Annotated in this window: 12 protein-coding genes; all 12 read left to right on the forward strand. The window is 35.1% G+C overall.

The genetic code is table 11. The annotated features are described in order from the left end of the window. Positions 1-62: 62 nt before the first annotated feature. The 12 genes from NEH74_RS07165 to NEH74_RS07220 all read left to right on the forward strand — a co-directional run bounded on the left by NEH74_RS07165 (position 63) and on the right by NEH74_RS07220 (position 13,367). Entirely contained in the window at positions 63-422 is a 360-nt protein-coding gene (locus tag NEH74_RS07165) for a hypothetical protein (protein ID WP_262941232.1), read from the forward strand. Beyond that, on the forward strand, positions 422-946 hold the full coding sequence (locus NEH74_RS07170; protein WP_262941233.1) for a signal peptidase I: 525 nt from the start codon (positions 422-424) through the stop codon (positions 944-946). Before NEH74_RS07165 ends, NEH74_RS07170 begins: the two co-directional genes overlap by 1 nt. Before the next feature lie 63 nt (positions 947-1,009). Further along, positions 1,010-1,744 carry a BsaA family SipW-dependent biofilm matrix protein gene (locus NEH74_RS07175; RefSeq protein WP_262941234.1) on the forward strand — a complete coding sequence of 245 codons (735 nt, stop codon included), beginning with the start codon at positions 1,010-1,012 and terminating at the stop codon, positions 1,742-1,744. A gap of 44 nt (positions 1,745-1,788) precedes the next feature. Beyond that, a complete protein-coding gene (locus NEH74_RS07180) occupies positions 1,789-2,559 on the forward strand; it encodes a BsaA family SipW-dependent biofilm matrix protein (protein WP_262941235.1) in 771 nt (256 codons plus the stop codon). A 149-nt stretch (positions 2,560-2,708) separates the two neighbouring features. Next, positions 2,709-3,401 (forward strand): hypothetical protein, encoded by a 693-nt coding sequence (locus tag NEH74_RS07185; protein ID WP_262941236.1) that lies wholly within the window; start codon positions 2,709-2,711, stop codon positions 3,399-3,401. Then, complete coding sequence (locus NEH74_RS07190) at positions 3,398-6,400, forward strand: VWA domain-containing protein (protein ID WP_262941237.1); 3,003 nt, start codon at positions 3,398-3,400, stop codon at positions 6,398-6,400. Before NEH74_RS07185 ends, NEH74_RS07190 begins: the two co-directional genes overlap by 4 nt. Positions 6,401-6,432: 32 nt before the next feature. Next, positions 6,433-6,582: a hypothetical protein gene (locus NEH74_RS07195; RefSeq protein WP_262941238.1), complete on the forward strand. Its 150-nt coding sequence runs from the start codon at positions 6,433-6,435 to the stop codon at positions 6,580-6,582. A gap of 80 nt (positions 6,583-6,662) precedes the next feature. Further along, entirely contained in the window at positions 6,663-7,151 is a 489-nt protein-coding gene (locus NEH74_RS07200; RefSeq protein ID WP_262941239.1) for a hypothetical protein, read from the forward strand. A gap of 1 nt (position 7,152) precedes the next feature. Continuing rightward, positions 7,153-7,725: a hypothetical protein gene (locus NEH74_RS07205; protein WP_262941240.1), complete on the forward strand. Its 573-nt coding sequence runs from the start codon at positions 7,153-7,155 to the stop codon at positions 7,723-7,725. Positions 7,726-7,951: 226 nt separating this feature from the next. Continuing rightward, positions 7,952-8,515, forward strand: coding sequence for an alkyl hydroperoxide reductase subunit C (gene ahpC, locus NEH74_RS07210; protein ID WP_055244987.1), 564 nt, complete (start codon positions 7,952-7,954; stop codon positions 8,513-8,515). A 789-nt stretch (positions 8,516-9,304) separates the two neighbouring features. Further along, positions 9,305-10,972, forward strand: a complete 1,668-nt coding sequence (locus tag NEH74_RS07215; RefSeq protein ID WP_262941241.1) for an FAD-dependent oxidoreductase — start codon at positions 9,305-9,307, stop codon at positions 10,970-10,972. Positions 10,973-11,540: 568 nt separating this feature from the next. Next, the gene (locus NEH74_RS07220) at positions 11,541-13,367 is read left to right on the forward strand and encodes an MBL fold metallo-hydrolase (RefSeq protein WP_262941242.1); all 1,827 of its coding nucleotides are present in this window, start codon (positions 11,541-11,543) and stop codon (positions 13,365-13,367) included. Positions 13,368-13,668: the final 301 nt, after the last annotated feature.

The following is a 13,668-nucleotide window of genomic DNA, read 5'->3' on the forward strand; positions in this document are numbered from 1 at the left end:
TTATTAGAATACTATAAACAAAAGAAGTTTGGATTAAAAATCAAAGTTTTCAGACAGATGCAGTGATTCGTGTAGCACTTGTTCCGTACTGGCAATTGTCAAATGGTAGCGCTTGGGCGGGAGATGTCAGTTCTTCAGTTATTGAGTTAAACTTCTCAAACTCTAAAAAATGGGTTGATGGTGGAGACGGATATTATTATTACAATGAAGTGGTTGAAGCAGGACAACCAACTGAGCAATTGTTATCATCAGTCAAAATAAATATTCCATCAGGGTTAGAGGAGCGTTATGACGGTAAAACGTTAGTTGTTGATGTAAAAGCGGAAGCTGTTCAACCAACCATGGCAGCAGTAGATGAAGTTTGGCCTAATTTACCAACCACTATTCGAACAATGATTGATAATATGGATGGCGTTCAATAATGAAAAAGATAGTTAATCACATAGGGAATGTTTTATTCTATGGATTTCTAATTGCTTGTATTTGTATTTCTTTGTCAGTGTTTCAGGCGATGCGGCAAGGGGTTCAGCCAAGCTTTCTAGGATATAAATTCTTTGTTGTTTTAACAGGGAGTATGAGTCCTACATTTGATGTGGGCGATTTAGTAGTTGTTAAGGAAACTGAACCCGAGGCTATCTCAGTTGGTGATGTGATTACTTATTCGGTGGGAAATGATAATGTGGTGACTCATCGTGTGAAAGATATTATGAATGATGATACGCTTCAGTTTGTCACGCAAGGCGATGCCAATAATGTTGAAGATATGAATCCAGTTCATCATGAAGATTTAGTTGGTAAAGTGGTTTATCAGTTTGCAGGCATGGGAGCAAAAGTGCAATTTATTCAAGAGAATATTATCATCATTGTGGGATTATTTATCACCATGATGGCAAGTAGTTATTTCTTTGTTCATCAACTTAAAAAGGTGACAAAGAAAGTGGAGTAGCTATTAGACAACGGGGGTTGTTTAATATAAATAAATATTTTAAGAGAAAAGGGGACTAAAAGTATGAACAAAAAATTCAAGTACACTTCATTAGTCGCAGCGGGGGCTGTGACATTAGGGCTAGTTGGGGGAACTTTAGCATGGTTTACAGCTCAAGATGAAGTAGTCAACAAATTTAGTACAACTGGAAATGAATATAATCCAGAAGATCCAAATGCAGGAATTAAAATTGTAGAGGATTGGAACGAAAAAGACGGTAAGAATATTACCTCAGGTACAGAAGTTAATAAAGATGTTCAAGTAAAAAATATAGAACAATATGACCAATTTATTCGAGTAAAATTCACACCACAATTTGTGAAAGTTAATGATGATGGAGCACGTACTCCATATACAGAAGAAGAATTAAAAACATTAGGAATCTCAAATGAGATGATTGAGTTAAACTTTACAAGTCATTTAGTAAAAGATGGTACACATGATTTAAATGAAGGAGATTGGGTGCAAGTTGGAGAGTATTACTATTACATTGGTAAAGTAGGAGCTGGTAGCCATACAAATACGTTATTAGATTCAGTAACTTTAAGTTCAGAAGCTGGAAATAAGTATCGTGGATTAGCTTTTGACGTTGTCGTTACAGCTGACTCAATTCAAGCTTCGAATGGTGCTTATGCTGATTGGGCTGATAAATCATTACATGCTAAATATGAAACTTTAGAAGGGGCAACAAAAGCAACTGAACCCGTTGATGTTTTAGAAGGTAAGGGAGTTACTACGAATGATGGTCACAATCATTAATTGTAAATAAGTATTTAAAATGATAATTTAAGGGGGAAAAATTAATGAATAAAAAATTTAAATATACATCATTAGTAGCCGCAGGGCTTGTAACAGTTGGATTAGTAGGAGGAACATTTGCTTGGTTCACATCAAGTGATTCAGTGACGAATAATTTCTTAACAGGTCAAACTGATACTCCAAATAAACCAAACTCAGGAGTTGAAATTGGTGAGAAATTTACACAAAATTCACAACTATTACCTGGCGTAGATGTAAATAAAGATGTTCAAGTTCATAATACGGCTAACTATGATCAATTTGTTAAAGTTCATTTTGAAGTTAAGTTCTATAAAACAAATGAAAATGGAGCTAAGGTTGGTGAACCAATTACAGAAGTTACAATTAATGATCAAACTGTGAATTTAGATCCATCTCAAGTTATTTTAAAGATGACTAATTTGGGAAGTTCAGATAAACAATGGTTAGCTGTTGGTACGTCAGTAGAGGGGCAACAACCATGGCAATACTCTACTTACTATTATGTGGGAAAAGTAGCTGCTAAAGGAGCAACAAAAGATAGCAAGTTAATTGATTATACAAGTAATTTGTTAGATTCAGTAACATTAGCTGAAACAGCTGGGGATGCATATAAAAATTTAGCAATTGACGTTAAAGTTGTTGCTGATTCAATTCAAGCAGCAGGTGGGGCTTATGCTTCTAGCACTGGTTGGAATTTAAGCACTCCTGATAAATTAGTAGCTGCTTATCAACGATTAGAAACAGCAACAGAAGCAACACAACCAATTGGTGATAAATTACCTCAAGCTGAATAGCTTATTTTTTCAATTAGATTTATTTTTTGAGGGGAATATCAATAGGTATTCCTCCTTTATTTCATGAACCATTTATCAATCAATATGTTAATACAAGATATTTAATGATAAGTAGTTGATTTAATTAAAGAAGATAGGGGGAAAAGCCTGTGAAGAGAATAAACATCCCATTAGGGATCGTTGGATGTTTGCTATTTACCCGGCTTGATGCGGTTCATGCAGCAACGACAACTTTACCTAGTAATGCACAATTGATTGGAGAAGCGGAGGGATTAATTTCACTGCCTGAAGATAATCTGTTTTTGTTCCAAGAAAATATGGCTCCAGGAGATAGTATTGAACGAACAATGATCATTCAAAATGAGTATGAGTATGCTTATGATTTGTTTTTACGGGCAGAGCGAGTGAGCGAGAAGGAAGAGTATGATTTATTGACTAAGTTAGAGTTAAGTGTTTATGATGGTGATCAACTGATTTATGAAGGTCCTGCTAGTGGAGAGGATGGAATGGTAAAAGACATTAGTTTAGGGACATATGAACCTGGAGAGAAAACTAATTTATATGCAATCGTTGAATTAGATGGGCCTTCGACTGGTAACGAGTATAAAAATAAATATGCGGAAGTTAATTGGATTTTTACAGCAGTTCGTGCTGAAGAATCAGAAAAAGATCCAGTTAAACCAGAGGCCCCAGCAACACCAAATAAACCTAATTCATCTATTCCAACTAAACCATCATCACCAACAACAGGTTATGCAATGAGTGGGATTGCTTTAGTGGCTGCTATTGGGTGTATTGGAGTTGGAGTTAGAACTTATGTGAAAAGGGGGAAAGATGAATGAAGCGAGTAAAGAAACAAAAAACGCGCCTTCAACAGTATCAACAATATGTAAATAAAAAAATTGCAGCTGTTTGCGCGATGACTTTATCTATGAGTGTCTTATTAAGCCCCTTTGCTACTTCAGCAAATAATTCTTCATATCCGATACTTATTTCAAGTGTTTCAGAAGAATTAACACAATCTGATAATTATGTAAACGTGGCGCTAAGCTATCATGATATTGAAGAAACACAATTGAGCGTAACGATGGATATAACAGTTAATTTAGACAATGATGTGACAGATGAGGAGCAAACAGAGGTTGTAGATGATTCAAATGAAATAAATGAGGAAAATTCAGCAATTGAAGATCAAGGAGAATCATCAGAAAATTCAGAGGGGAATTCTGAATCAGAAGTTACTGACGAAATAGCGCCAAATGAAAATGGAATAGTAGATGAAGAGGTACAATTACCTGAAGGAGGTTCAGACGAGTCTAATGATACTACAGTTAATGAATCACAAAACACGGACCCTTCTAGTGAAGACTCGAATAATGAAGTAATAGAAGAAAATCCTTCACTAGAGTCTGATTCACTAGAAGGGCAAGAAGAAACTCAACAAGATAATACAACATTAGAAGCAGCAGAAGTAGGTTCTATTGCTAATTTATTAGAAGGTAAGAATCCAATTTTTGCATGGGTAAGCCCTGCTTTACATTACTGTAGTCAGTGGATAACTAATATCTTTAGTTCTGCCAATTATACTCAAGAGTTTGTTGTAGAAGCAGCAGAAGTTCAAGAAAAATCTGTTGTAATTGATTTTCCAATTCATTCATCATTTAGTTTAGATGAAAGTACATTAAAAATACTAGGAGTAAATGGTGAGGAGTTATCGCCATCTTTATTAGAAGTTAACAATAATCATCTTACTCTAGGATTTGCTGGAGAGGTTCCGGAGCAGTTTAATGTATTTTTTCTTTTAAATCGCTCAGAAACCATTCAAAGCGGTCAAGTGGTTGTAAATGAAAATTCAGTGATTCGTTATAACGTTAAAGGAGAAGATGAAACAAAAGAACTTACGGTTCCAACAATGAAGGTTAATTTCTATGAGTTAACTCAAACCATGTCGTTACCAACTCTAGAATCTTCATTCTACCAATTAAATACGACTGATGAATCAGATTTGGATGCATCATCACATCAAATAGAAGTGGAGTTAGAAAATAACAATATACTTTATTTAGATAAAACAGCCACAGAACAAGGGGATGGAAGTTACTTAATTAAATTGAACACAAGTGGTGTGGTACAAGCTACACAAACTTTAAATAAAGCGGATATTGTTTTAGTGGTAGATAAATCAGGAAGTATGTCGGATAAATTGGATGGTACAAATGGTATAAAAAATTCAATAAAAGAATTTACAAAAGATGTTTTATCTATAAATACTGCTGAAAATCCAAATATGGTTAGAGTTGCAATAGTAACATATGATCAATATGCTAACAACTTATTAGGAGGATTTGTATCACAGTATACTACTTGTAAAAAGGAAGGTTCTTGTAGCAATAAGAATGATGAAAATAAAAATAGTGTAGAGTATAAAATAACAAATATTGGGGCTAATGGTGGGACCAATACGGAAGCTGGTATTAAAAAGGCTGGAGAGTTACTCACTAATGCTGCTCAAGAATCTGGACGCAGTGGAGCACAACAATATGTTGTATTCTTTACAGATGGTCTGCCTACTTATAACGATCGATATAGCGGATCAGATGGAAGTACATATTACGGACGAAATTTTAGGGCAGCACAAGAGTCTTATTATGACTATTTTAAAGGACCATTATTACAAGAAGGGTCTAATACAATATCTGTCGGAGGAATAGGTGAAGTTGAATCTAAACGTGAATGGGTATCTACAGGTCTATGGCCATGGGATGGTTATTGGGAATATAATGAAAATCAAGATGATTTAGGAAGTTCATATACTTTAACTAACACTCCTTTAGATGCCAAGTTTTATAGTATAGGTTTATTTACTAATTCAGATGATTCTAAAGATGCAATGGCTAAAGCCTTTTTACAAACAATTCAGAATGTTATTAAGGTAGAAGATTATGCAACAAATTATTATACCAATGATATCGAAAAAGCTAAAAATATTTATACAAATATAAAAGGTGAAATTGTATCGGAAATTAAAGGTAACCTTTTAACAAATGTTACTATTACAGATATCATTCCAGATTATTTAAGTATTGTAAAAGATACTGTTAGTGGAGGTTCGGTAGACTCTACAGGTAAAGAAATTACGTGGGAATTTGATACATTAACAGAAGATGGGGTTGAAGTATCATTTAAAGTAATACCTAATGATCCATACTTAGGTGGAACTAATATACCAACAAATGTTAGTGCTACAATTACAGCTAATGAGATTAATAAACCCGAAGGAGAGTTATATCCTGTTCCTAAAATAGATATTAATCCAGTACAAGGTGGAATTAGGGTAGATAAACAAGTGATAAAAAGCGATGGAACACCATTTACTACAGATGAAAAATTTACGATTAATGTTACACGGATGAAGGATAATCTAATTCAAGAACAATTAGGTTTCAATGTTGCTGGAAATAATGTTGATAAGACTGTTTCATTCTATTTAAAAGGTGAGACAACAAATATTTCCTTTAATAATGATAAAACTAAAAACTATTTAACTGTTGGAACGTATTCAGTAGATGAGGTTGTTCCTGCTAATTATCGAAAAGATTCAGTATCGATTAAAGTATGTTCAAATGCTAATTATAATACGGATTCTAATTCTGAAAGTTGTAGAGATGCAGTAGTCGATAAAAATGGTAGATTTACAATAGATAAGCATAATAGGTATATTTTAATTACAGTAGTTAATAAGTTAGTAAATGAAAATTACTGGTATGATAAAAAACATACTCCAAATGAATTTATTTATACTAAACCTGCTAGTAGTGGAGATATAGCTATAACAGAGTAATGATTTGATTAATAATATAGGAGAGTCCAATTTTGGGCTCTTTTTTATTGTTAGGAATTTGTTTTTGGATAGTGTTATTTTTAGGGATAGCAGTTATTGTCGCGCCTTTTTTGTCTGGAAGATTAGGTGTTTGTCCCCCTGTGACGATTGCAGCGGGGTTAGCTAAAACAAGACAGAAGTAGTGCGTTTTTTTGGTAATGATGTGGCAAATTTCTAGGTGTAAGCTGTGATATTCTCGTGTTATCGAGGATGGTGGTTGTTGGTGAAGCGATATGTAGTGGTGTTAGGGTTGATTGTTTTAGTAGGTTGTGAGGGAAAATTAGCGAATCAGGCTGTTAAAGAAGCGAAATTAGCGTTTGAGGAAAAGTCTTATCAACAAGCAGTTGGTTTATTAAAGTTAGCAAGTGATGAAAGTTCAAATAAAAAGTATGAAATCTGGTATGAGCAGGGTGAGGCCTTTTTGCAGATGATTGATTATGATGAACTCGAAGACTTTGATAACTTATTATTAGCGTGGACGGATTTGAATTTGGTAGATAGTAAGCCAAGCTTTGTAAAAGATGAGGCAGTTGCATATGTTAAAGGGAAACTCAGCGAGGTAAAAGAATTAGCCAGTGGTACCTTAGAAAGTCGGGAGACGAAAGAGGTCATAGAGTTGATTCGCTTGATTGAAAAACGAATGGGGACATTAAAAATGTTTGAAAGTGAAATAGAGGAATTAATCAACTTAAAACAAGAGATGGGGGGGTAACATGAGACGAATGATCCCAAAAGTATTCATGACATTATCGTTATCGATGAGTTTAATCGCATGTGCCAATGATTCAGAGATTCAAGAAGAGGCAGGAATCCAACCGACAAGTTTAGATGAGACAACACAAGCCGTTGGAAAATCTTTAAGTCATTCAAAAATTGAAGAAGAAATTACTTATATCGAAATGTTAGTTGGGGTAGAAGAATTACACGCGGCTAAAGTTGCCTTAAATGGGTTTCTATCTGAATTAAATGGACCTGTTGGAACTGAGGAACAACTCATCCGAATTAATGAATTAAAAGAAGTTTTGAGTGAAGTTGAAGTCAGTGAAGATGGAACACATAATCATACGTTTACAGCTGTCGATGCGGTCGCACTTGCGATGGAGCGTTATGGGACAGATGATGAGGATATTATTTATATGTACGACGATAACCACGAGCATTATGGTGAAGATCAAATTGGTTACTATGTGGCTTTAAAATCAAAAGTCTTACAGGAAAAAGAAGGTGGAGATGGAATTGTACTGCTTCTTTTTGTAGGAGATGATGGTAGCATCACTGAATTATAAGTGGGAGATTCCCACTTTTTTTTATGAAATGAAGATTCTAATAAAAGCAACATTTATCAGTTCATCGCCTGCTTTATTTCGTATAAGTTTATTTTAAGAAGTAAATAATAAGTTTGCTGATGAAGCTCAAAAAAGTTTATAAATAGCATTGACATTATTAAGATTCAAATCTATAATAATATCAGTAATAGTTACTATTTTTGATAATAAACAAGGAGGAATTAAAATGTCATTAATTGGTACTCATGTTGTTGATTATAAAGTTCAAGGTTATCAAGCTGGAGATTTTAAAGAATTTACAGCAGAAGCTGCAAAAGGAAAATGGGCAGTCTATGTATTCTATCCAGCGGACTTCACATTCGTTTGTCCAACTGAATTAGGAGATTTAGCGGATAAATACGAACAATTCAAAGAAATTGGATGCGAAGTTTACTCAGTGTCAACAGATACACACTTCGTACATAAAGCATGGGCAGATGCATCAGAAACAATCGGAAAAATTCAATATCCAATGTTAGCCGATCCAACTGGAAAATTAACTCGTGGATTTGATGTAATGATTGAAGAAGAAGGAATGGCATTACGCGGAAGCTTCGTTGTCAATCCAGAAGGTGTCATTAAAGCATACGAAATCCATGACAATGGAATCGGACGTGACGCCGATGAATTATTACGTAAAGTACAAGCCGCACAATTCGTTGCAGCACATGGTGACCAAGTCTGTCCAGCAAAATGGAAACCAGGACAAGAAACATTAACACCAAGCTTAGATTTAGTAGGGAAATTATAATATAAAAGGTTGAGAGTTGCGATTAGTCTGCTCGTAAAAGTCGTCGAAACTGATAGTGACTCCTTAAGGAGTCGCTAGACAGTTTTAGACTTTATAGAGAGACTGCAACTCGAAACTAGATTGTATAAAGAGTTGAGTTGAGCGCTTAGATGATCGTAGGGGTTGAAACGCTCGCACATCTTGATTATCAAGATTTGTGAGCGTGAAACTTCATAGAGCATCTGCTCAACGAAACTGGATTGGAGTATGCCACCTGGTTCAAGTTGACTTTATGGGTTCCCTGCGATGCGTTAGCCTCTTTTCTCAATAGGTAGGGGAATTAGAAACTGCTGCTTGAAGCTGGATTAAGTATAAGGCTGCCCTAAAGGATAAGGCTATCTAAATTCTGACGAATAGATAGCCTAAAGAGGCACGCTTAATCTTTCGTACAGGTCATAACTATCGTTCAAAATGCGTTCCTTGCATTTAGTAACGATAGAAGACTGGATGGGGTCCCCATCATTTACGAAGTAAATGTATCTCCCATTAATGGGGCTTTAGATTTTTATTGTTTATAAAGTCAATATATTTATCCTAGATAATTTTTAAAGCATTTAATATAAGAATAAGGATTATACTGTTAATTTTAGATAGTTTATCCTTATTCTTATATAGTATAATAAGGAAAGTTATGGATGTGTCATGAAAGGATATCATTAGAGGTCCTTTGATTGCTATGCATAACTGAGTCAGCAGGGAATAAAGGTTGTTGTGAACTTTTTATTTCATTTATATAAGGAGGAAGTTAAGATGAAAACTATTTATGATGTCATTGTGATTGGTGGAGGAGCAGCAGGGATGTCTGCTGGGATTTATTCAGGACGCGCTAAAATGAAGACGTTAGTTTTAGAGCAAGGTTCTGTGGGGGGACAAGCTAAAACAACAAATGAGATTGTGAACTATCCAGGTGTTCGTCACACCACAGGTCCTAAATTAATGGAAGAGATGCATCTTCAAGCGGAAGACTTCGGAGTAAAATTTGCTCAAGCTGAAGTATTAGAAGCTAAATTAGAAGGTGAAATCAAAGTTTTAAAAACAACAAACGGTGATTATGAAACTCGTTCGGTAATCATCGCAACAGGTGCAACACCTCGTACCTTAGGATTCCCAGGTGAAGCTGAATACCGTGGACGTGGAGTCGCTTACTGTGCAACATGTGACGGAGAATTCTACACAGGATTAGAAGTATTCGTCATCGGTGCAGGATTCGCGGCAGCTGAAGAAGCGATCTTCTTAACTCGTTTCGCTCGTAAAGTAACAGTGATCGCTCGTGAACCAGAATTTACATGTGCAAAAACAATTGCTGATAAAGTATTAGCTCATCCAAAAATCGAAGTTAAATTCAACACTGAAATCGTGGAAGCAACAGGAGATGAATTATTACGTCGCGTGAAGTTCATCAACAATCAAACTGGGGAAACATTTGAACATGTGGCAGCAGAAGACGAAACATTCGGTATCTTCATCTTCGCAGGATACGTGCCACAAACGAAAGTATTCAACGGTTTAGTTGACATGGATAAATGGGGATACATCATCACTGATGAAAACATGCACACAAGCGTTGAAGGGGTCTATGCAGCAGGAGATTTACGTCCGAAAGTATTACGCCAAGTTGTTACAGCAGTTGCGGATGGAGCCATCGCTTCATTAGAAGCCGAAAAATATGTGGCTCATGAAAAAGAACGTTTAGGAATCGTAGAAGAAGAAATCGAAGAAACACCACAACCCAAATCAGCTGCTGAGTCTGCACCACAAGCTAAACAAGTGGCACAAGGTGGACGCTCTGCGTTATTAAATGATGCCTTACGTGGACAAATCGCAACAGTACTTGGACGTATGGAAAACAACGTGACATTAGTGACAATTGTTGATCCAACAAACGAGAAATCAATTGAATTACGTGACTTAGTCATCGATATCGCTGACTTAGGTGATAAATTAGAGGCCGTTGTTAAAACAAAAGGTGAAGATGCAGCATTAGAAGCAAAAGTAAATGCTGACAAATTCCCAGTTGTGGCATTCCTTGATAAGGATGGAAACTACGCTGGAGTTAAATTCCACGGGGTACCTGGTGGACATGAGTTAAACTCATTCTTATTAGGCATCTATAACTTAGCTGGACCAGGACAAGCATTAGATGCATCAGTTTTAGAAGCGATTAAAGCGGTTGATAAAAAAGTTAACATCAAAGTAGCCGTTTCATTATCATGCCACTTATGTCCAGACGTAGTAGTTGGAGCACAACGTATTGCCATCGAAAATCCTAACGTAGAAGCTGAGATGTTAGACATCGCCAACTTCCCAGAATTAAAAACAAAACATAAAGTCATGTCAGTACCATGTATGATCGTCAACGATGAAAAAGTAACATTCGGATCAAAATCAATCCAAGATATGTTAAACTTCATTGCTTAATTTAATTAATGAGTGTCCGGCATAAAATCGATGTTCTTTCGGTTTTATGTCGGATTTTTTTGTATAAATGAAAACCACCTGCTATGCAGGTGGTTCTAAAAAGCTTTTAGCGTGGTAATAAGATAATAACTGGAGGAAAAAACATCTAATATTAAGAGAAGCTATTCATAGGATAACGAGTAATAGTAAAAAAAGAGTTCATTTTATTTTGAGAGTAAAGATAAAGGTTAGATGATTATTTATGTGGAGATGAAAAAAAGTAGGTTTTAAAGAGACAAAGAAGATGTAAATGATAAGCGTGGGTGTAAATAGGTAGTTGAAAAGATGAAATTAAGAGAGGAGACTAGAAATCCTTTGAGGATTAAGGGAGAATGTGGTGCAGAAGTTAAGAAATTCAGAAGGCCTTTCAGGCCTAGGCCGGTAAAATAGGCTTTTAGCCGCAGAGAAAACCACCAGTTCTACTGGTGGTTTTTTTTAGTGATGTAAAAAAAAGAAAAATAAGGTAAAATATATATGGTATAGAAAGTTAATTTGAAATAAACTTAGATTATTTAGGAGGAATGAAAGGATGAGTATAAATAAACTTGTACTTGGGGTTGCTGTAATAGTCACTGGATTATTTACGAACTTATCTGTTCTAGCCTTTGAGGGAGATACTTATAATTGGGCGAATGAATCTTTATATATTGATTATATAGAGGATTATTTTAAAGAAAATAATCCGGATGAAAGTTGGAATACTCCTTCAGAAAATAAGGGAAATAGAATTCACTTTTTACCCGTACTCGGTGACGCTATTTTATTAGAGAGTAATGGACAATTTGCTTTAATTGATGGAGGGGAAGATAGTGATAATCCGAAAGGTTTATCTACTTTAGATTATCCTGGTTATGAGCAACTAGTCATTGATTATATTAAATCAGTTGCTGGTGATGAGAATGGAAAGGTAACGCTAGAATTTGTCATTGGAACACATGCTCATTCCGATCACTTAGGTGGTTTAGACTCAGTCATTTTAGACTCAGATATTGAAGTGAAACGTGGGTATTTAAAACGATATAACGAAGAGCGAATTAGTGATTTTGAAGTGATGAATTGGGATAATCAAGAGGTTTATAATCAAACGATTGCTGCATTAGAAGAAGTAGGTGCTGAGATTATTCAAGATTTAACCATGGAGCCTTTCTCTTTAGGTGAGATGGTCATTCAGCTTTTTAATGTCGAACAGGATGATACATTTCCAATTGTGAAGAAAGGTGAAAATGAAAATTCCCTTGGGATTAAAGTAACAGTCGGGAATTATTCTGCCTTTTTAGCTGGAGATATGAATAATGCAGATGGGGATGAAGACCGTTTAGCCCCTTTAATTGGAGAGGTTACCCTTTTAAAATTAGGTCATCATGGATTATCTGGTTCATCATCATCATATTTTTTAAATACTTTACGACCAATTTATTCAATTGTGACAGGTTATACAAAGAATTTCTTTAGTGAGACGCGTCAAACGTTAGAAAGTTTAGGAACAAAATCGTATTCTACTATGAGTAATAATGGGATTGTATTTGACTTCAATCTAACTGATTTTGAATCATATAATTACAAAGAAATTTTAATTGGTTGGTATGAGAAAGATGGAAATAAGAACTATTATACAACCAATGGGGATATGGTTAAGGGTTGGTCTCAAATTGAAGACAATTGGTACTTTTTTGATGAAGACACAGGGGCTATGCAAGTCGGATGGATCGAACATAAAGGACATAAGTATTACTTAGATGAATCTGGCATTATGGTGACAGATTGGTTAGAAGATAGGGGACAAAAGTATTATTTTAATCAATCTGGGATGATGGTTAAAGGATGGTTGAAAGAAGATGACTATTGGTATTATTTAAAACCAGATGGAACAATGGCGACAGGTTGGTTAAATGATGGGAATAAAACGTATTACTTAAAATCAGACGGTGTTATGGCAACAGGTTGGCAAAAGCTGAATGATAAGTGGTATTATTTCTACGAATCAGGTCCGAAGGCGACGGGGTGGCTTGAAATTGGGACAACATGGTACTTTTTAAATACTGATGGTATCATGCAAACGGGATGGTTAAAAGATAGAAATAAGTGGTATTACCTAAAATCAAGTGGTGAGATGGCGACAGGTTGGCAAAAAGTGAATGGAGTATGGTATTATCTTTATGAATCAGGTTCAATGGCAACCGGGTGGTTAAAGGAAGGAAATACGTGGTATTATCTAAAACCAAGTGGGGAAATGGTAACAGGTTGGAAGATGATAAATGGAACATGGTATTATTTTTATCAATCAGGGAAAATGGCAACTAATACAATTATAGATGGTTGGCAAGTTACAGCAAGCGGTGCTGCATATAAGTTATAAAATAAGAAAACCTATAGAATAAAGATCACATTTAACTATAGGTTTTTTTGTTAGTATGGAAAGCTATGTTTTAAGCTTAGAAGTCTCAAAAGGACTAATGATAGATATTCAGAATTATTTCAGTTATAATTTTAAGTGCTATGTTAAATTTGAATGAAATGACTCTTCAGATAGAGTTGATTCAATCATAATTTTTGGATAATAGTAATCATAGGTTACTATCTATGTAAGTTCAGATAAGTTTTTAAAATGGTAAATGATTTTATTTAAACTAATCAAAAGTAAGCGGGTAATATAAACC

The organism is Turicibacter sp. GALT-G1, assembly GCF_025594995.1.
In the GTDB taxonomy this organism is placed as follows: domain Bacteria; phylum Bacillota_I; class Bacilli_A; order MOL361; family Turicibacteraceae; genus Turicibacter; species Turicibacter bilis.